At 60.7% G+C, this 20873-nt stretch carries 10 protein-coding genes and 1 pseudogene; 5 read left to right on the forward strand and 6 right to left on the reverse strand.

Annotation, left to right across the window (positions count from 1 at the left end; genetic code table 11):
- Window positions 1-229: 229 nt before the first annotated feature.
- A complete protein-coding gene (locus M0D68_RS28450; RefSeq protein WP_266226041.1) occupies window positions 230-1228 on the forward strand; it encodes a glycosyltransferase family A protein in 999 nt (332 codons plus the stop codon).
- 41 nt (window positions 1229-1269) lie between these two features.
- Here M0D68_RS28450 and M0D68_RS28455 read toward each other — a convergent pair whose 3' ends face one another.
- The 4 genes from M0D68_RS28455 to M0D68_RS28470 all read right to left on the reverse strand — a co-directional run bounded on the left by M0D68_RS28455 (window position 1270) and on the right by M0D68_RS28470 (window position 16118).
- Window positions 1270-2496, reverse strand: coding sequence for a dienelactone hydrolase family protein (locus tag M0D68_RS28455; RefSeq protein WP_266226042.1), 1227 nt, complete (start codon window positions 2494-2496; stop codon window positions 1270-1272).
- 141 nt (window positions 2497-2637) lie between these two features.
- Window positions 2638-4968, reverse strand: coding sequence for a condensation domain-containing protein (locus tag M0D68_RS28460; protein ID WP_266226044.1), 2331 nt, complete (start codon window positions 4966-4968; stop codon window positions 2638-2640).
- Between the two features lie 3 nt (window positions 4969-4971).
- A complete protein-coding gene (locus tag M0D68_RS28465; RefSeq protein ID WP_266226045.1) occupies window positions 4972-14868 on the reverse strand; it encodes a non-ribosomal peptide synthetase/type I polyketide synthase in 9897 nt (3298 codons plus the stop codon).
- 539 nt (window positions 14869-15407) lie between these two features.
- Window positions 15408-16118 carry a 4'-phosphopantetheinyl transferase superfamily protein gene (locus M0D68_RS28470; protein WP_200620424.1) on the reverse strand — a complete coding sequence of 237 codons (711 nt, stop codon included), beginning with the start codon at window positions 16116-16118 and terminating at the stop codon, window positions 15408-15410.
- Window positions 16119-16320: 202 nt separating this feature from the next.
- Here M0D68_RS28470 and M0D68_RS28475 point away from each other — a divergent pair.
- The 3 genes and pseudogenes from M0D68_RS28475 to M0D68_RS28485 form a co-directional block, all read left to right on the forward strand.
- Window positions 16321-16575 (forward strand): annotated as a pseudogene (locus M0D68_RS28475) (IS3 family transposase); the annotation flags it as partial.
- Window positions 16576-16778: 203 nt separating this feature from the next.
- Window positions 16779-17711 (forward strand): glycosyltransferase family 2 protein, encoded by a 933-nt coding sequence (locus tag M0D68_RS28480; RefSeq protein ID WP_266211572.1) that lies wholly within the window; start codon window positions 16779-16781, stop codon window positions 17709-17711.
- An 8-nt stretch (window positions 17712-17719) separates the two neighbouring features.
- The gene (locus M0D68_RS28485) at window positions 17720-17827 is read left to right on the forward strand and encodes a group II intron maturase-specific domain-containing protein (protein WP_266211586.1); all 108 of its coding nucleotides are present in this window, start codon (window positions 17720-17722) and stop codon (window positions 17825-17827) included.
- A 324-nt stretch (window positions 17828-18151) separates the two neighbouring features.
- Here M0D68_RS28485 and M0D68_RS28490 read toward each other — a convergent pair whose 3' ends face one another.
- Complete coding sequence (locus M0D68_RS28490) at window positions 18152-18886, reverse strand: Crp/Fnr family transcriptional regulator (RefSeq protein ID WP_200620428.1); 735 nt, start codon at window positions 18884-18886, stop codon at window positions 18152-18154.
- 742 nt (window positions 18887-19628) lie between these two features.
- Window positions 19629-20057 carry a hypothetical protein gene (locus tag M0D68_RS28495; protein ID WP_266226046.1) on the reverse strand — a complete coding sequence of 143 codons (429 nt, stop codon included), beginning with the start codon at window positions 20055-20057 and terminating at the stop codon, window positions 19629-19631.
- Here M0D68_RS28495 and M0D68_RS28500 point away from each other — a divergent pair.
- Entirely contained in the window at window positions 20053-20586 is a 534-nt protein-coding gene (locus tag M0D68_RS28500) for a GNAT family N-acetyltransferase (protein WP_200620444.1), read from the forward strand. The two genes, M0D68_RS28495 and M0D68_RS28500, sit on opposite strands and share 5 nt — an antisense overlap.
- The last annotated feature ends 287 nt before the right edge of the window (window positions 20587-20873 follow it).

Below are 20873 nucleotides of genomic sequence, written 5' to 3' on the forward strand. Positions count from 1 at the left end.
AGGAGTCGGCTTTTTCCCCATGTTTTGTACCGCTTCTCACCCGGGCCACCGTCGGTCGATATTGGAGCCTTTTACCGATGGCGAACAGGCCCCTCTGAGACGCCAGCCATCGAAAGCCACCGGCTCTGCCGGTGGATCGTTACTTTTGAGGACCGCGAACTGACACTTCGCACTCTCGAGCAAATCTTGGTGCGATGAGATCGTAAGTTATCCATCAGTGGGGGCATCGTTGCAAATCGCCATCGTCATTCCTTGCTACAACGCCTCTGCGTATGTCGACACTACGTTGCAAACTGTAATGTCACAGACGCATGACGAGGTTGAAATCCTGATCGTCGACGACGGCTCATCGGACGATACCGTCTCGAAGGCTCGGGAACACCTCATGGGTTGCCGCCATCGGTGGACGATTCTCACGCAGCCCAACAAGGGGGTTAGTGCTGCCCGAAACCTGGGATGGCAATCGACGACAGCAGATTGGATTCAGTTTCTGGATGCCGACGATTTCCTGGCTCCTACAAAACTGCAGCTTCAGTCGATCGCCTGCCGGACTGCTGATCCGAGTGTCGCCTATGTGATGTCGCGATGGGAAGAGGTCGTCGTCGAACTCGATGCTGCGCGAAGGGTCCGCCTCGCCGAGTGCTCAGCGTTTTCTTCACAGCCAACCGAACTGGAAATTCTCGCCAAGGGACCTCTAATACATTTAGGTCAGAGCGTATTCAGAAGACGATGGATCGCGGATGTGGCCGGCTTCGACGAGAATCTCAAGGTAGATGAGGACCAGGACTTTCTACTAAAGCTCGCGAGAAAAGGCGCAAAGGTTTTGACGGTCGAGAGCGCAGACCCGCTCTTCGCGTGGAGACAGCAACGACACCGCCGTCTTGGGCTCCGGGGAGCGCGCTACAACGCCATAGACCTCACAGAACAATATATGGAGAACTTCTTCAGGATCACGGAGGGACACTGGCATTCTTTAGACATGCTTTCAGAGGACGATCAGGAAATGCTCAAGCAACGCCTTTCGTCATACATGCGGCTGTTGTATCGATACGATATCGGGGCGTTCCGGATCCGCCTCGCACAACTCGACCAGATGTTCGGACGCTTCCTGCCCTTAAGTCCATCCTATCTCAAGGCATTGTCGCGTTTCGTTGGTTTCGAACGAGCAGAGGATGTCGCCTCAATATACCGGCGTGGCAAAGCCATGGCCGGAGTCGGCGTCGAATAGATCAACTCTGGTCGACCAGACGCGCAAAAACGCGTTGTGATCTAAGGACAGCGGGATTGTGTGGAACCAGTGGCCGATGCCCGGTCTTGTGGCGGCGCCTGGTTCTCCATGAAGGGCCGTATTTCTGCGAACGGGGCTGGCTCCGTCAACAAAGGCTGATTCTCGCCTAGCAAAAAGCGGGTGAAGAATGCAACAACGTAGCGATTGATCTCGGACCAGGTCTTCGCCCTGTTGATTGCAGTTTTGTCGAATGCGGCCTTCCATGAGGGCTTCGCGAGCTTGTCCGCGAAATCATCATGTACCGTACCCTTTACCGTGAAGGTCCAGTTGTTCGGGAGCGTGGCCTGGCGAATCTGGTGCGCAACTGACTCGACCGTCAGCACCGAGTTGATCCGCGTGGCGAAGTCACTATGCAGGAGTTCCTCGCAAGTCGGATAGGTCCAACCACTATAGAACATCAAGTAAGGCACCTCGACATTGCCGCGTTCAGGGCGCCCATACAAGGAGCCGTCAAAATTCACGACGGCCTTGATGCGTCGATCGTCGCTACTCATCTGCGCTGCCGTCGCGCCTCCGAACGAGAATCCGACGGCGCCGACCTTCGCCATATCCACACGTTGTCCAAACACCGGAATACTCTGAAATGCGTCGATGATGCCAGAGCCCGATTTCGCCGCCAGTTCAGCCCGGAGGGCTGCGACGGGGCGATAAGCCTCGAAGCTTTCCATCGAATCGCCGGGTATCTCCGATGCCTGAGCTTCGCCCTCTCGTCCGGGAAGACGAGGGGCGTGCACGATGTCGTCCACCGTAGCGACGACGAAACCATGGCTCGCCAGGTTTGCGGGCGTAAATGTGCTCTGTTGGCGAACACTGAACCATGATGGAAAGTAAATGATGAGGGGATATTTAGCACGGGCCTCGGACAGCTTTCCATTTGGCGTGAACGGCGGCGAGGTAGGATGTCCGATTGCTGCGATCCACTGCAGAATTGAGCGCCCAAAGCCATCGCCGGGCGCCTGCGCGGGGTACCAGATATCGACCGGAAGCGAAGGGCCGTCGCTCCCCGTTTTCACATCAACACTGGCGAAGCCGACGGCATAGGGCCCCTCCAACCGGGGCCTGTCTGTGTCGAGGAACATCACGGCACGGATCATTTCCTTCGGGTCGACAAGCCCTGCATACCAGCTGACGCCAATCACCGCCGCGGCCACGAGCGCGACAAGACTGGAAGCGGCAAGAGCCCAGGAAGAAGGTGCTCCAGAGATCATGCGGATGCCTCGTCGCTGTTAGGAGCCTAGGGAAAGGGACGTGTCCGTGTCGATTCCAGGGAAGTAACACTCTACGCAAACGCGACATAGTCCAACCGCCTTATCCAATCAGGTCCGAAATGTATGGTGTGCATCGCGGATCTAAGCCTCGGCACGGCTCAGGAATGTTGTCGGACCGTCCTGCTCGTCAGGGCTGGTTTCAACCCCGTTAGCTTCGATTCCGGCCAGACGCTCACGCAGTTGCTTGCCGATGACAGCGGCGCCGGCCGAGCGGAAAATCTGGTCGTGCATGCCCGGAATCTCGGTGACAACCAGTTTGCCCGTTATCGCCTGATGCCATCCCAGGTCCCAGGCGAACAGGCGTCCGTTGAGCACCTGGCCGCTGCGGAAGATCTGGACGTCGCCGTCATAGGGAGCCGGACGGTACCGCGCCTGCTGAGCCAGCAGATATTCGATGTACCAGCGATTCTCGGAAACCATATGCTCGGAAGCATCGCCCCTGATCAGGCCGAGTTTGAGAGCAAGGTCTGCAATACCGAGCCAGCGAACGATCCGATACTGCTTGAGGAAGGAGACCATGGATGTCTCGCCCCGCATTGCCTTGCGGAAGTCGCGCGGGATGTTGTCCGCACGCACCTGCATCTTGCGCAACTGCCGGTCGTACCAAGGCATCAACTCGCGATAACCGGGGCACCAGGAATCGTTGAGGATGACGAGCTCCACCGTTTCGCCTTCGCGCCGTAGCTGATGTGCCGCCTCCAGCGCCATCGCGCCCAGCACGCAGTGCCCCATGAGGATATAGGGGCCTCTTGGCCGGGCCAGCCTGATCAGCCGCACGGCGTCCGCGGAGATATCCTGGAAAGCACGCGGCGGGAACTCGCGCGGGGCTCCTTCCGGCACCATAGAGATGTCGACGATCGGCCGATCGGAGCCGATTTGCTGAGCCAGTCCGAAGAGTACCGCCACGTTGTTGAGCGCGATGATGGGCGTTCCAGGCGCATCCTCGTTGAATCGCACGATATTGCGCGCTTTCGCCTCCAGCTCGGCCTGACTCATGAAACCACTAGCACCGACGCCTCCCGCCACGTTCGCCGTCGCTCTCCCGGCAGCAGGCGCCAGCGGCAGGTTCGCCTCGATTTCAACGGCTTCCAGCATTTCGCGCCACTTGGCCAGATGCCGGTCGATCGTCTCGACGTCGTAAAGGTCCGTGTCGCCTTCACAGGAGATGCGCCAGCCTTGCGGGCGCCGCACCATAAAGAAGTTGAGGTCGTAGAGTGCGCCTGCGTTGAAGGAAGGCGAGGTCGTCGCGGCGAAATCCTGCCGGCGAACCTCATCGCCCCCGCCGACGAAGCTTTGCTGCAGGGCGAAATTGACCGAGCATAGCGACGGGCGATCTACATCGGAGACCTCGCCCGCCATCTCCATCATCTCTTCGAACGGCAAGTGGAGATGTTCGATGGCGTCGCTGAGCTTTGCACCGCACTGCGCTGTGACAGAGGCAATGGTGCTGTTTCGAGGAACGTCGAGGCGAAGTATCACCGTGTTGATGAGCGGTCCGACCACCCCCTCGAGTTCCTGCTGATCCCGCACCGACATCTGGGTGCCCATGGCTACACGGATCTGGCCGGTTGCCGTTTGCAGCGCCATCGCGAGGCCGGCGGCCGCAACGCTGAACAGGGTGACGCCTTGGGCCTTGGCAGCCGCAATCAGGCGGTCGCTAAGCGCGCTGGGCAACAGAATGGAGCGAATGACGCCCTGGAAGCGTCGCTCCTGCGACCGGGGACGATCGCCGGGAACATCGAAGCGGCTGAAATCCTGAAGCTCCTGGCGCCAATGGGTGCGCGCGCGATCGAGCGCACCGCTGGCAAGGAACTCTTCCTTCCACAGCGCGTAGTCGCCATGGTGAAGGTCGACATCGGGGAATTCGGGATCATGGCCGGCATGCAATGCGGCGAGTCCTTCCACCAGTTCACGCACGAGGATTGCGAAGGACCAGCCGTCCATGACAAGCGAATGGAAGGTCAGTTGCAATTCACCCTGCGTGGTCGACCTGGGCAACCATACGGCCCGGAAGAAGGAGGGGGACGACAATTCGAAGGGCGTGCGAGCCTGCTCACCACCGACACGCTCGGCCTCGGCTACGCCGGCCTTTTCCTCCAAACCGGTGAGGTCGACCACTTCGAGCCGAAAAGGAGCATGGCTCCAGACTTGCTGGCGTAGCCCCGCACCCGTCATCACGAAGCGGGTCCGCAATATCTCGTGTCGCGCGACCAGTTCGCAGAGCACCTGTTCGATGCTCGCGGCATCGAGCGGACCCGACAATTGCAGCCGGAAGGCGATGTTGAGGGCGGAGGCCTTTGGCGATGCCTTCTGCTCATGCCAGAACCGTACCTGGCAGGCGGTCGCCGGGAACAGGGCGTAGCCGGCTTCGATCTCGTGAGTCGGGGCGATATTCAAGGCTATCCCGTTCATCGCTCAGGCTCCTTCGGCAATTCTGCGTTTGAAGTTGAGGATCGATGGCCGGGCTACGGCAGGAGCCTCCATCAGTTCGTTCTCCTGCGTGCCGTCAAGGCTCACCGCCAATTCGGCGATCGTAACGTTCTTCATGAGTTGACGGGCATCCACACCCAGTCCGCGCTCGTTCATTCGTGCAACGATGCGGAACAGCTGGAGGCTGTCTGCGCCGAGGCTGAAGAACTGCTGGTCGATGCCGATATGCTGCAAGCCGAGCACTTCCCCCCAGATCGCCGCGATGGTGGCCTGAGTCGGCGTCACGGTTGCTGCTTCGGCCGGCACGGCCGGTAGTTCGATCGGCGTGGCCACTGATCCGGCCGGCATGGAGGCCTGCGGAACCACCGTGAGAGCGGCGTGCGGCTGACGGACAGGTGTGGCCACCATGTCCGGTGTCGGCACGGGCAGGGCTTTACGGTCGAGCTTGCCATTGCTGGTCTGCGGCAGCGCGTCGAGCGTCATCCACAGGGTCGGCACCATATAGGCCGGCAATTGCCCGGCAACATGCGCCGCGATCGCTCCCTGGTCGGTCTTGTCAAAGGCAGTCTCGACGATATAGCCCACGAGGCGAGGACTGTCGTTGACGGTATGCAAGGCGACGGCTGCCGCAGCAACGCCGGGCGCCTTACGCAAGGCAGCCTCGATATCCTCGATCTCGATGCGGAAGCCGCGCAGTTTGATCTGCTGGTCGCGACGGCCGAGGTGTAGCAGCGAGCCATCGGCAAGCCGCTTGGCAAGATCGCCGGTGCGGTAGAGCCGGCGCGGCGCAGCACCCTCGATGGCAACCGGCCTGAAAGCGGCATCGGTGAGATCGGGACGGTTGAAATAGCCCTTTGCCAGGCCTTCGCCGCCAATCCACAGTTCGCCGCTGACACCTTCGGGCGCCAGATGCAGGTCGTCGGTCAGCACATGCAGGTCCGTATTGGCGATGGGGGCGCCGATGACCACGGGCCCGTTCGCAACAACACGCAAGGCAGAAGACCAGATCGTTGTCTCCGTCGGGCCGTAGAGGTTCCACACCTGAGCTCCGGTCGCCAGCAGATCGTCGGCGAGATCGCGCGGCAACGGCTCACCGCCGCAAAGGATCTTGAAGCCCTTCGGTGCCTTGAAGCCGGCCTCGAGCAGCATGCGCCATAGCGATGGCGTGGCCTGGAGAACGGTGGCGGCCTCGTCCTTCAGCCGGGTCACCAACTCGTAGCCGGTGCGCACCTCTGCATGGCCTGCGATGAAGGTCTGCCCACCGACGATGAGCGGCAGGAACAACTCGAGGCCGGAAATATCGAAGGAGAACGTGGTGACCGCGACGACGCGGTCTCTCGCCGTAAAGCCCGGCGCTTGTGCCATCGACAACAGGAAGTTGCTCAGCGCGCGATGGCCGATCTCCACACCCTTGGGCTGGCCCGTCGAGCCCGAAGTGAAGATTACGTAGGCCGAATCTGCATCCGACACGACGGGCAAAGTCACGGCCTCGTCGCCGCTGTCCTCATCGTCGTCGTACTCCTCAAGGAGAGCCTCCAGTTCCAGCACGCGATGTTCACCCGGTTCCAGCACCGTCCGGCTTCCCGCATCGCTGAGGATGGCGGCGATGTCAGCACCATCGAGGATCTGGCGCAGGCGCGCAGGGGGCATCGTCATGTCGAGGGGCACATACGCGCAACCGGCGCGCCACACGCCAATCATGGCAGCCACGGTCATCGCAGTGCGGTCCATCGCGATGGCGACGCGTCCGCGCGGCGCTATACCCGCTGCCACGAGCCTGCGGGCGATCTGGCTGGCGCGTGCATCGAGCTCGCGATAGGCGAGGCTCTCCGCCTCATCCGACACGGCCGTCGTATCGGGGGTTTGGCGGGCCTGCGCGGCGATCATCGCCGGAACCGTCTGCGAGAGATCGTAGTCACGCTGGGACGCATTCAGCTCGTCGCGAAGGTGGTGAATCTCGGTTTCGCTCAACAGAGGCAGTGCCGCAACCGGCGTTGTGGCATCGTGGGCGATCGCCGCGAGCAAGGTTTCGTAGTAGCCGAGCCAACGCCCGACCGTCGACTCGTTATAGACGTCGGTGTTGAAGTCGCAATCCAGACGAAGACCCTGGGGCGATTCGATCACGTTCAGGAACAGATCGAAGTTGCTGTAGGCCTTCGCGTTCGGCGTAAAGTGCGTGGCCACGCCGGCCATGTCGAGCAGTTCGTCGACCTTCTCCAGATTGAACTGCAGATCAGTCAGCGGCAGTCGATTGAAATCACGCTTGATACCGAGATCGCGAACCAGCGCGCCATAGGTGTAGTTCTGCCGGTCTCCAGCGTCGAAGACGTGATCACGCACTGCCTTCATGTGCGCGGCGAATGGCTTGTTGCAGTCGAACCTGACGCGCAATGGCAGGAAATTGACGCAGTGCCCGACCAGAAGTGCCTCGCCGGCTTGAGACTGGCCAGCCATCGGTGCGGCGACGACGACATCGTCATTACCGGATAGACGGCCAAACAACACCTGGAAGGCGCCCAACAGGGTGGCAAACAGCGAGCAGCCCTGCTTCGACGAAGCGGCTTTTACCTGCTTGAGAAGATTGGCACCCAGCTGGCGTGTCGTCGAGGCGCCGCGGAAGCTCTTGAACTCCGGGCGCGAGCGGTCGCCGGGCAAGTCGAGCTGCGGCGCGGGGTCGCGATGGAGATTCAGCCAGAAGTCGCGCGTCTCCTTGTCGACACCGGCCTCATCCTGCGCCTTGGCGAAAGCGAGAAAACTCTGCACCTCGTCGAGCTCGGGCTCCTTGCCCGAAATCCCGGCCGCGTAGAGGGCCCCCAGGTCGCGCAGGATGATGTTGATCGACCATCCGTCGCAAACGATGTGATGCGCGGTGAAGACGAAGGCCCACTTCTGGGCTTCCAGACGCACCAGCGCGGCGCTCACCAGCGGAGCACGAGTGAGATCGAAGACCTCACGCGCTTCCGCATCGATGAAGGTCTGAAGTTCTCCGGTCGCATCGGGGTGGCCGGAAAGGTCGATCTTTTCCAGCGGAACGGTCGTCGCAGCATCCGCGAACATCTTGTCGCCGACGCGTGAGAAGCGAGCGCGCAACGCATCGTGGCGGGCAATCGTCGCCGCGAAGGCGCGTTCGAAAGCGGCCTCGTTCAGGTGGCCCGTGAGCTCCAGGGTGAAGGACTCATTGAACGCGAGCGATGCTTCATTGCCCAGTTGAGCCGACATCCAGATTTCTTTCTGAGGCTCGGTGAGCGGAGACTCCACGAGTGGCTGATGTCCGGCCGGCGATGTCAAAGCGAGGGCGTCCTTCGTGCCGCCGAGAATACCTACGCTTTGGAGTGCGGAAATACTTTCGACGAAGGCATCGCCGATCTTGCGGATGTCCTCATCCGAATGGCTGGTCGTCAGGAAGCATGGGAAGCCTTCCATGATGTGGACGCCGAGGTAGCGCATATAGGCATAGAACAGACTGCCCAGGCGGTCTTCGCCTGCAAAACTGATATAGAACCAGCTCGAGAAGGATTCCGCCCGCGTGGCGATGCCGACTTGCTCCAGGTGGGCATTGATGCGTTGTACGAGGCCGTTCATACGGGCGCCAAGCGATTCCTGCAGCGCCGGGCCGGCCTCCTTGAGGTGCAGGAGGACAGCTTTCATCGCGGCCAACACTACGGGATGGCGCACGAAAGTGCCGGCGAAGAAGGTCGGCGGGACTTCGGGAACCGAGGCGTCGCCGAATTGCCACTGGCCGCCGTCGAGCGCATCCATGAACTGCGCGGTGCCGGCGAGCACGCCGACGGGCAGGCCGCCGCCGACCACCTTGCCGTAGGTCGCCATGTCGCCCTTGATACCCCAATAGCCTTGCATGCCGGCCGGATGGACGCGAAAGCCCGTCACGACCTCGTCGACGATAAGGGCGGATTCGTTGGCCGCGGTGACTTCGCGCAATTGCTGCACGAATTCCTTCGGTCGCAGATTCGGATGGCGCGACTGCACAGGCTCGATCAGGACAGCGGCGATATCGTCGATATTGGCTTTGATCCACTCGAGGCTTTCGGACCTGGCGTAGGGCAGCACGACCATGTTGCCCACGGAGCTCTGCGGGATGCCGGGCGCGAGCGGGAAAGCACGCGGGACGCCCGCCTCGCTCCCGGGCTTGACGAGGACTTCGTCGAACTGGCCGTGGTAGTCGCCGTCGAAGCAGACGACCTTCTCCTTGCCTGTCACAGTGCGCGCGAGACGCATCGCTGCCATCACGGCTTCCGAACCGGTATTGCAGAAGGTGACGCGCTCATGCCCGGTCATTTCGGCAAACATTTGGGCGACCTCGCCCGCAAGCGGGGACTGCGGCCCGATGGCAAAGCCTTCCGCCATCTGCGCGTTGACTGCCTCCACTACGAAATCCGGCGTATGGCCAAACGCGGTCTGACCGTAGCCGTTGACTACATCGATATATTCATTGCCGTCGACATCCCAGATCTTCGAGCCCTTGGAGCGCTGGGCGACGATGGGATAGACAAGCTCCTTCCATTCCTCGCGGAAGCCGCTGGCGGTACGCGGATCGGCAAGCACAGAACGGTAGGATTGCGTACGAGATTTGGAGGTGGCAGTCCTCGCCGAATAGCGAGCCGACAGATCGGCGATGAACGCCGTCTGGGCATCGGTGATCTGCGCCGAGCTCGTAGCGCCAGGCTTGTACGCGTTAAAGCGCGTCGGCCGGTTCTCCTCGAACTTGATCTCGGGGCCGGTGGGCTGCGCGGAAGCCGCGGCTGGTGCGGCCAGTGCGGCCGACGCGGTCGACGCGAGCGCGGCGCTCGGAGCGGGGGCCTGGATTGCCGCTGCAGGCTGCTGGAGCGTTAGCGGCGCGCCCTGGAGCACCTCGAGCTGACGCGACATCAGGGACTGCATCGCAGCGAGCTGGTCGCGGAATACCGATTGGATGTCACCCGTGGCCGCGGCAGCGGCCATGATGGGAGCGGCTTGTCCCGCGACGGCGACCGGCGCAGCCGCGATGGGAGCGGCAGATGCGGCAACGGCAACTGGCGAAGCCTCGGCCGCGGCAGGCGCGATTTGCGGTTCCGGATCAGGCGGCAAAGCGCCATCGAGGAACTGCGCCAGGGCGGGCAGCGTCGGGTAGTCGCTCATGATCTGCCGGAAGCTGATCGTGACGTCGTAGCGGCGGCGAAGCTGCCGGGAGACTTGTCCCATGAACAGAGAGTCGTAACCGAGATCCCAGAAGGTCACGTCCGGATTGGACGTATCCGGCGCTTCGCCGGACATCTCGGCGAGAAGTGACGCCAGTTCGGCAATGAGACGCGGTTTGCGGTCGATTTGGACGGCTTGGGTCATGGCGGTCTGGGCAATGTGGGTTATGGCGTCGGACGAGACTGGAGCGGCAATCGCCGCCGTGGCCGTCGTCGGGTGGCTTGAAGAGGCAGTTGCAGGTGCGTCAATCCAATGCCGTTCCGGTTCGAACGGATAGGTCGGTAGCGAAACACGGTAGGCGGCTTCGGCCTGGACGGTTTTCCAGTTCGGCGTAACACCGTTCAGCCACAACCGCCCGGTCGCTTCGGCCAGGACGGAAAGTTCCCGGTCGCGCATTGCGAAATCAGGCAGGGAGGCAATCGCGCCCACATATCGGTCCTTGGGCAATCCCTGCATGGCAAACGTCGACAGCGTCCGGCCAGGGCCGATTTCGAGGAGTAGGGGCTTGTCCTGCGCTGTCACCGTGGCCAGCGCGTCACTGAAGCGCACCACGTTGCGGCAATGACTGGCCCAGTAACGTCCGGGCACCGGCTGATCCATTGCCGCCCACTCGCCGGTCACGGTGGACACGTACGGGATCTTCGGCCTGGCGAAAGAAAGGGTGTCCGCAAGCCTGGCAAGATCTTCAACGACGCCGGACATCATGCGCGAGTGGAAGGCATGCGAGGTATGCAGACGTCGATGCTCGATATCGCTTGCCTTCAGCTTGGCCTCGAAAGCCTCGATGGCAGCGAAGGGGCCCGCCACTACGCTGAGCGACGGCGCATTGACTGCGGCGAGGTCGACATCGTCGGGCAGGATGGGCACGAGATCGGCCTCCGACAGACGCACGACCAGCATCGCGCCCGGTTCGGCCGACTGCATGAGCGCGCCACGCCGGGCGATCAGGTACAGCGCATCCTCGAAAGCGATCGCTTCGGCCACGCAGGCTGCGACCAGCTCGCCGACGCTGTGGCCGATCATCGCCGTCGGCTTGATGCCGCGTGAGATCCACAGTTGCGCCAGCGCATATTCGACCAGGAACAGGGCCGGCTGCGCGTAGATCGTCGAACGGATGGGGTGCGGCGTGTCGTCGCCTTCCGGGGCATCGCTGAACAGCAGGGTCCGGATATCGAGTCCGACATGCGGAGCCAGCGCTTCGGCGCCCTTATCGATCCACTGGCGATACACCGGCTCGGTGCGATAGAGCGCTTCGCCCATGCCCGGATACTGGGCGCCCTGGCCGGGAAACATAAAGACCACCGCGGGCGCGGCCTGAGGGGCCTGGGCTTCGATGGCCCCCTTTTGGAGCTTCGCCTGAGCCTGATCGAGACTCTCGGCGATGACCACGGCGCGGTGGGTGAAGGAGCGGCGGCCCGTTTGCAGCGTCGCGGCCACGTCGGCGAGCGAGAGACCGGAATGGGCTGCCAGATGGCTGGCGAGATAGGCCTTGGTGCGTTCGAGCGCTGCCGCGCTCCTCGCCGAGAGCGGCAATATCTGCAGTCCCTCTTGCGGCGCTTCTTGCGACTCACAGGCGGCGTTGGCGCGGCAGGGCGCTTCCTCCAACACCACATGGACGTTCGTACCGCCGACGCCGAAGGAACTCACGCCAGCGCGACGCGGTGCCGGGCCATCGGCCCAGGGACTCGCAGCCGCGTTGAAAAAGAAGGGGCTGTTAGCCGAGTCGATGGCCGGATTGGGCGAACGGAAATGCAGCAGCGGCGGCAAGACACGGTCGCGCAAGGCGAGCGCCGCCGCGATGAAACCCGTCACGCCGGCAGCCGCATCAAGGTGTCCGACATTGGCCTTCGCCGAGCCGAGGGCACAGAATTGACCGCCCTCGACGCCGCCCAGGCGGAATGCCTGCACCAGGCCTGCGAATTCAATGGGGTCTCCAAGCGGCGTCGCCGTACCATGGGCTTCGACATAGCCAATGGAGGCGGGATCGATGCCGGCCTCGGCGTGCGCGATGGCAATGGCGCGAGCCTGCGCATCGACGCTGGGAGCGGTGAAGCCGACCTTGTCGGAACCGTCGTTGTTGATGCCAACACCACGGATCACGGCATAGATCGGATCCTCGTCGGCGATGGCGTCCTCGAGACGTTTCAGCAAGACAACGCCGGCGCCGCTACCGAACACCGTGCCGCTGGCCCCAGCATCAAACGGGCGGCAAACCCCATCGGGCGCACCCATTCCGCCTTCCTCATAGAAGTAGCCGCGCTTCTGCGGGAAGGTGACCGACACACCGCCGGCCAGCGCCATGTCACAGCGTCCCGATCGCAGGTTCTCTACGGCCAGGCCAATCGCGGTCATCGAGGTAGAGCATGCCGTCTGTACCGATATAGCCGGCCCCGTGAGGCCGAGCTTGTAGGCGGTGCGGGTAGCGACGAAATCACCGGCCCCCACCAGCTTTTGATACTCGCCGATCTGAAACTGGCTCGTGAACTCGTCGATGACGCCACGATCGGACAGGACATGCTTGAGGAAGTAGGTATTCATCGAGGTGCCGGCGAATACCCCGACGGCGCCGGCGATCGTCGCCGGATCATATCCGGCGTCTTCGAACGCCTCCCAGGCGATCTGGAGGAAAAGGCGCTGCTGCGGGTCGGTCAGTGCCGCTTCGCGCGCTAGCATCCCAAAAAAACCGGCATCAAAGCGGTCGACGTCAGAGAGTATCGGCTTCGCCTTGACATAACGTTCTTCGCGGCGAGCGTTCTCGTCGAAGCTGTCTTCCAGTTCCGTCACGTCGAAATGCGTAATGCAGTCGCGCCCCGCGAGGATGTTGGCCCAAAGCTCGGAGACATTGCGCGCACCTGGAAACCGTCCGGACATGCCGATGACTGCAACGGCCCCGCCTTGCGTGTCCCGGCGCAGCCGGATTGCCTCATCCTTCACCACCCCGAGCGTGGCACGCAGATGCGTGGCCAGCGCCTCGACATTAGGATGGCGAAACAGATCTACCAGCGCAACCTTGGCCGCCACGTCGCGCATGATGATGGCGTGCGCCTTCATCAGATCCAGCGAGCGCAATCCAAGGTCAAAGAAATTCGACCGGCGATCGACAGGGTTGCCGAGGAGCCCCTCGAACACAGCCGCCAGCTTTGCGGCGATGTCGTCGTCTATCGGCTCGGGTGCGGCCGGTGCCGCGGCGGGTGTATCGAGCCCCGCAAGCAGGGCTTTGCGGTCGACCTTGCCATTCGGTGTCAGAGGAAAGGCCGATAGGATTCGCAACTCCGCCGGCATCATGTAGTCGGGCAAAGCAGCCTTGAGATAAGCGCGTATTCCGTCCAGCAAGACAGCGGCGGTCGCCACATCGGCCTTTACGAAGCCGGCGATGGACTTTCCCCTGCGGCTCTCAAACGCTACCGCGACCGCATCGGCTGCGCCGGGAGCCGCACGTAGGGCATGTTCGATTTCATCGAGTTCGATGCGTTTGCCGGCGATCTTGATTTGCCGATCGTTGCGACCCAGGAAATCAATGGCTCCGTCCGGGCGACGGCGGACCAGGTCACCGGTGCGGTAGAGCTTGGCGCCGGGGGTGAAGACGTCGTCGACGAACTTCTCCGCCGTCAGTTCGGGACGGTTGAGGTAGCCGAGCGCAACGCCTTCACCGCCCACGACGAGCTCACCCACTTCTCCCTCGCCGACTGGAACGAACTTGTCGTCCAGAATGTAGACGAGCGTGCCCGCGATGGCGTCGCCGATGGGAATGGCGTCGCCATTTGCCAGGGCCTCGCCGCCGCGCGGAATGCGGTAGCAGCAGGAAAAGGTCGTGTTCTCGGTCGGACCATAGCCGTTGACGATCTGCAGCCCGGGATGGGCCTCCATGACTTTGCGTACGTGGACGGGCGACAGCACATCCCCGCCAGTCAGCACCTCCTTGAGCGGAAGAAAGGCTTCCAGCCGATAGTCGGCGAGCGCGTTGAAGAGGCCGGCCGTGAACCAGGCGCTCGTCACGCCGAGTCGCGCAATCTCGGAGGCGACGGTGTCAAGCGAGGGTTGAACCTCGTTGATGATAGCGGCACAGCCACCGTTCAGTAGCGGCCCCCAGATCTCCAGCGTACTTGCATCGAACGCGAGCGGTGCGAGGTTGAGGAACCGCGTCTGCGACGACAGGTCAGCGAAGGTTTGGCCATGCACCAGGCGCAGAATCGCGCGGTGCGGCACGATCACGCCCTTGGGTTTGCCGGTCGAGCCGGAGGTGTACATGATGTAGGCAGGGTCATTGCCACCGGAAGCCTGGAGCACAGCGGGATCGGCAGCCTCCGACGATGCCACGAGATCCGCCAGATCGACCAACGCCCCATTCAGGTCGCCAACGCTGGCGAGAGCAGCCTCTTCTGCGACGATGAGCTTGGGCAAGCAATCGGCAACGATGAAATCGAGCTGCGCCCGGGGATAGGCCGGATCCAGCGGCACATAGACGGCTCCCAGACGCAGGATCGCCAGGATCAAAGCCAGCGTGTCCCGACTGCGCGGAACCATGATGGCGCAGCGGTCGCCTCGCTCCAGTCCCATACGGTACAGGACGGTAGCAAGACGGGCCGAACGTTCGCCGAGCGCGGCATAACTTTCTTCACCCGTCGCGTCGATCGCAGCAAGATGATTGCCAAACGCCGCACATCCGGCATCGAAGCGCTCTGCCACACCAGGTACATGATCCGGCCCGCTCGGCAAGTCGCCTAAATATCCATCTCTGTGTGACATTTGCCGATCTCCAATAATTTAGGTGAAGGCCTTGTACTGAGCTACGCCTGGCGTTAAGCGCGCAGCGAGCGTACTTAGCGGCGGCCAGTCACAGGAGGCGCAAGCAGCACGAGGCCATCCGTGCCAGATCCGCGTCTCAAAACGCGAAATTTGCTGTAAGTGGAAGTTAATCTTCCGCGGCTTGCCTATCCGTACGCCGTCGCACACACGGACGATGCAACAACACATCGCCCCGAAGAGTTCGCGCGCCCAGAGCGTGTCGGGCACTTTCGCTTAAACCTGGAATGTGGCGGGAAGACAGACCGCACGCGATATTCGCGTCACGTTTCGGAAGAAGAATGGAGTTAAGCCGCTCGATATGGCGCAAGTAGATGCGTCGTGGCGCGCTGTGGCGTATACGGCTCTAACTATGCGCGCCAGTGCAGGTTATTGAGGCGCCTTCGCAGGGCGGGCCGTTTCTCTGACGCAGATGCCGTCCGTCAATTCATTTCGACAATCGACCAGTCCGTGCGTCGGGCCGCTACCGCTCCTGCGCAAGTCGGACTGGATGACAGGGTGCAAATGCGCCAATGCGTCGCTTCCTCCGCCTCGCCGCCGACGAAGCGAGGCGTCGTGTCGCCACGGATGGAAAGATCGAACTCGAAATGGGCCGGTGGCAGGATAAAGCCGGTGCCGAGAGCTTTCAAGCAGGCCTCTTTGCGCGCCCAGCTTTCAAAGAAGACATTTTGCCGTTCTGTATCGGGCAACGCGGTGAACTCCGCGCGCTCCCGGGTGGAGAATACGTCGAGCGGCATACTCTCCTCGATTGGGCGGAGTTGTTCTACGTCGATGCCGACCTCGAAACCGCTCGAGATTGCGAGAGCTGCTGCGTTCTCGCTGTGACTGAGGTTGAAGCAGATCCTCCACCCAGGAGGCTGGCTCGTGCAGAAAGGTTTGCCATCCGAACCATAAGCTAGAGCGACCTCCCGCGGTGATAGCCCGAGATAGCGGCTGAGGAGCCGCCTGAGTTCGCCGCGTCCTGCCACGAAGCGACGGCGATGCCGTTCGAAGCGGAATTTGTCGGCGCGCTCGCGCTCTTGCGCCGATAGCATTTCCCAGTACTGGTCAACATCACCACTGCAGACATCGAGATCCCACTGCCAGACATGCACTTCTTGCGCAGAGGGCGGTGTAAGGAGAGAAGAGGACATTGAGAGCCTGGATTCGACTGGCGCTGGGGCTTCCTGATTCTACAGGATCAACATCAGCGGGCGGCGTGCCCCCTGATGTTGATCAGTCTTCAACCGCGACCCGTCGATCGCAATTTACGCGGGATTGTTGGGCAACCCACGGAACGTTGCGGGGAGACCGTTTTACGATTCGTCACAGCGTATCGCGCCGCCAGTTGCCGCGATGGCGCTGCACGGCTTGCGTCGCTCGAACGAGCGCAAGTACGTTGCGACAACGAACTCGAATCATGGCTTGCCGGTCGCGCCGAATCTGCTGGCGCGCAACTTCATCGCGATGGACGGGCTACATCACCTGCGTGGCGACGACCGAACGCTGGCTTTCCCTAAGAGCACTTCATTCTTGACGTACCTGGTCGTCGCCATCGACCTGTTCAGCAGGCAGATGATGAGCTGGTCGATGCACTCGCACACGAGGGCTTAATCCGGCATTGAACTATGTCAGCACCATGTTGTTCGAGAAGAACGGGGTCGAAACTCAGTACTGGAAAGCGATTTGACAGTATTTATTTTGTAATTCGTAAAATATTGGAATGGCAAGTGTAATTAATCTGCCTGCCAGGTGAAACCGGATATTTTTTATTTGTGTGAGGATTTTTTCGAAATTTAGATTCGAGGTGTGGGATGGGGCGTGATTGTGATGATGTCTATGGTGTTAGTGTGATAATTCCGCACTACAATAGCCCTGATTTGCTTTGGGTGGCTATAGAATCAATATCTAGCCAGACAGTTGTTCCGCGAGAAATTATTGTTATAGATGATGCATCGGGGTTGCAGTTCGAGTTGCCGAGTCATTGTGGAGATGAGATTGCATTGCGTTTGATTCGCGAGACCGTGAATCGTGGGGCGGCGTGGTGTCGAAACAGAGGCATTGAGGAAGCTACCGGTGATCTGATTGCTTTTGTAGACGCGGATGACCGATGGCTTCCGAACAAGCTTGAACGATGCATCGCGGCGTTCGGCCCCAAGCCTCCCGAGAATGAAGCGAAGGTGTTGTTCAGTAACGTGATGCTAACCGACGGAAACCGGCGCACGGTGGGCAACCGGTCTCCATATCATGGTCAATCGATGCTTGATTTCATTTTATTGGAGGGAGGGTATATTCAAACTTCTTCTATCATGATGTGGCGTCATCAATATCCGTTAATTAGCTTCGATGCATCTTTGCGTCGTCATCAAGATTGGGATTTTGCCATTAACGCTGAAATGGCTGGCTGCGTATTCATATATTTGCACGATCCTCTGGTGGAGTATTCTTTGAGTGGGGGTGCCAATAGAATATCGGGAGCGACTAATTGTGAGCCAAGTCTGGCGTTTTTTGAAAAATATAATAAATTTATGTCAAATGGGCATGTTTCTTCATTGGTGTTTAATGTTCTGATTTACAAGAACCTGAGTATTGTCTTAAGGCTTAATATCGTCGGAAGAATAATATTGAGGGAGATAAGAATTCCGAGCAAGGGGTGGATGTTGTCGTTTGTGCGTTTGGTTATCGGAAGGGGTGGTGTGAATTTAATAAAACAGGTGAGGCGGAAAATTCAGATTCCGAGGTCGTGACCGCTGCCGTGAGGCGCGGCGACGCGATCGCAACGCTGAATCCGGTGCTACGGGGCTGGACCGCGTACTTCCGGCTAACGGAGGTCAAAGGGGTGTTGCAGGATTTGGACGGGTGAATACGACGCAAACTGCGCTGCCTGCGATGGCGGCAACGGACGCTCCCGGCTACCCGAAACAGGACGCTACAGGTTCGCGGGCTGGACTCGCTGCGGTCGTGGAAATCGGCCAACAATGGCCGAGATCCCTGGTGGAACGCTAGCGCGAACCCTATGAACGCGGCCAGTAGGCAGTCACACGTTCATTCCTGCAACGGGTACTCGCCTGATGGCTGCGTCCGGGGACAGGGGCGTCCCCCTGCGAAGCAAGGATATTGAAGTCAATATTCGACAGGCATGATGTCGGCTTCGCTGCGGCGCCTGACGAAAGACGAACTTTACCGCCTAGCTCGCCGTCTCGGCTTGTTGCAGGCGCGGCAGCAGCCGGTCGAACTCGCGCTTCACGAGCCCATAACATTCGCATGCGCGCGATTCCAGCGCCTTGCGGTCGAGCACTTTGATATGGCCGCGGCTGTGATGAATCAGGCCTTCGTCATGCAGCTTGCCCGCTGCTTCGGTGATGCCCTCACGGCGTACGCCAAGCATATCCGCGATCAATTGCTGCGTGACGGTCAACTCGTTTGAGGCGACGCGATCGATCTCGATCAGCAGCCAGCGGCACAACTGCTTGTTCAGCGAATGATGGCGATTGCACGCGGCTGTCTGTGCCACCTGGGTCAACAGCGCATGCATGTAGAGCATCATCAGACGGCGCACCAGGTCGGAGCGTGTGAAATGCTGGCGGAGCGCTTGCGCTGTCATACGGTAAGCGAAACCGGCACTTTGCACCTGCACGCGGTTAGGCATGGTTTCGCCACCCGTCAATACCGGAACGCCTGTCATACCTTCTCGTCCAACCGCAGCAATTTCGACCGAGCTACCGTCTTCCATTGTCGACAACATCGAGATGATCGCGGTGGTCGGAAAATAGACGTGATGGATACGTTGCCCGGAGTCGCACAGGAGTTGCTCAGTGCGCAGATGAACGAGTTCGAGATGAGGGGCCATTGCTTGCCACTCGTAGGAGGGCAGTGCGCCAAGCAAATGATTGCCGTGCAGATCGGATTGAAGTGTGAGCATGATTGGTCCTCGCGCGGAGCCGCGTGAGGCAGCCCCCTGATTTTCTACCCGTCGCTGCGTCCGTGTCGTGCTGCCGCCTGGCGAGCGGCTATGGATACGCAGTGCGGGCCCCGTATGGCCTTTGTGCGCCGACGTTGTTTTGGGTTGTGTACGCTGGCGCTCGTGTTGCGCTTCTCATTTAGCGAGGATTGTGCCAGTGAGGTCGGAATCGAGCACTGGTGCGGCGCAGCGAAGCAAACAATGACGTGTCGCGCTGCAAAATATGCGTTTTTGTTTCAGTTCTGCACCAGGCCCCCGCCTGCCCGGTTCCTCGCCGGAGGTATTTTCCTGGCCCAAGTCATTGATCGGATTGGGATAGCACGTGTCAGACAGGTGGCGGCGCGGCGCGAATCAACGCCTGGACGCTAGCTGGACGGGCATCAAGCCCGGTCGTCCAGGATGGTTCAGAAATGATTCAGATGTGTTCCACGGGTTGAGTGGGCTGACGCACGGAAGCGATTTTTGGCGAGCTATTCGATGTCGACGCAACCTTTTCGGGGTGGCCGGAAAGAAACGTATAGAGCGAGGTTTTATGCGCGTTCCGGGCCAGTTGGGCGGTCCAGCGGATAGCGTCAGCGGTGGAAAAACGGTGCGTCAGTATTGATTCCGCCCACCTCGCGTTCGGGTGCGGCTTCTGTATCGTCCGCTTTAAACGGCGCCCGTGGGATCGTTCCCGGACACATAACGCGCGTTGCTTCGGCGATTAGTTGCCAGCCGCCAGCCGCCAGCCGCCAGCGGTCGCTCCGAGCGTCGCCGTGAGGCGGGTGTGGTGGCGTTCAATAGGGCCTTGATTCTGCAGACGGAACGCTTGCGACCAGGTCCGTGCGTTGGCTGGATCGCGAAGTGTCGCAATTGTGACGCCATGCGTGCGCGGGCCGAAGCAGCATGCGTAGGTCAAGTCGAAGAACTGTCTGAGACAGTCGGTGGCGCTGATGCACTGTTTACTGCGCGGCGTGAGGCCGATCGTGCGGGTTGCCGATGCAACCTTGATCAACTCTGTTGCTCTGGCATACGAGCTCACGTTGCGCTCGCGACGGTGCGCTTGCGCACCGAGTTTGACAGGTTGGCCGGCGTACCTTGCGTGCATGGCAACGGCCAGCTTCTGTCGAATCGCTGGGGAAATCGTGATCAACTGGAAAACGCTCGAATTCGAACAGTGCACGGTACGTGAGTTGTATCTGATCATGCGTGCACGTAGCGCGGTATTCGTTATCGAACAGTCACATTTGTGTCTCGATGCCGATGGGCGCGACGAATGCGCACTCCATATTTTTGCGGCCGAAGATATATCTCGCCCGATGCCCATCATTGCATACGCACGGGTCCGGCCTGGCGATACAGAGTACCCGCAGGTGGTGCTTGATAAGGTGCTGACAAGTCCGGCGAGGCGCGGCGACGGCACGGCTGAGGTGTTGATCGAGCGGGTTCTACGGGCGACGGCGGAGCGCTGGCCGGGAACCGTTGTACGAGTGAATGCACCAGTCAGCCTGTGTGCCTTCTACGAACAGTTCGGCTTTCGCAAGGTAGAAGGGCCGTTCCTCGACTACGGAGTGCTATCCGTCGGTTTGACATGCAGGGCGCGTAGCGATCGTGCGCCGCTGGCCTGCGGGCGGCGCCAGCGTGGCATATTGCCGGACGTTTGTACGTTCGAGAAACTGTAACTTCGCTGGGTTGGCTCGCATCCGGCGTGCCGTCTGGATACCACCCGTTCACGGCCTGTTCAGTCAGTTAGGAATATTGATTAATTTCAATGTCTGAGCGTAATCCATGGATGAGTGAAAGTTGCGTCAAAAATCCTTCAGGGCGTTCCAGTCGATGAACGCTTGGCACGCCAGCGTGGCAGTGTTGGGGTGCGAACAGATATAGGCCGCTGATGCATGCTCCAATCAACATGTAATGCTTGCTGTGCCGGGTTCAATCCTCGTTGCGAGGGGCCCGGAGTCTTCTG

Source organism: Paraburkholderia sp. SEWSISQ10-3 4 (assembly GCF_030464785.1).
GTDB classification, from domain to species: Bacteria; Pseudomonadota; Gammaproteobacteria; order Burkholderiales; family Burkholderiaceae; genus Paraburkholderia; species Paraburkholderia aspalathi.

Coding starts and splice junctions, on each gene's coding strand:
- M0D68_RS28460 (WP_266226044.1), bottom strand. CDS start 4,968: ATGAACGGGATAGCCTTGAATATCGCCCCGACTCACGAGATCGAAGCC.
- M0D68_RS28470 (WP_200620424.1), bottom strand. CDS start 16,118: ATGTCCTCTTCTCTCCTTACACCGCCCTCTGCGCAAGAAGTGCATGTC.
- M0D68_RS28490 (WP_200620428.1), bottom strand. CDS start 18,886: ATGCTCACACTTCAATCCGATCTGCACGGCAATCATTTGCTTGGCGCA.
- M0D68_RS28455 (WP_266226042.1), bottom strand. CDS start 2,496: ATGATCTCTGGAGCACCTTCTTCCTGGGCTCTTGCCGCTTCCAGTCTT.
- M0D68_RS28480 (WP_266211572.1), top strand. CDS start 16,779: ATGGGGCGTGATTGTGATGATGTCTATGGTGTTAGTGTGATAATTCCG.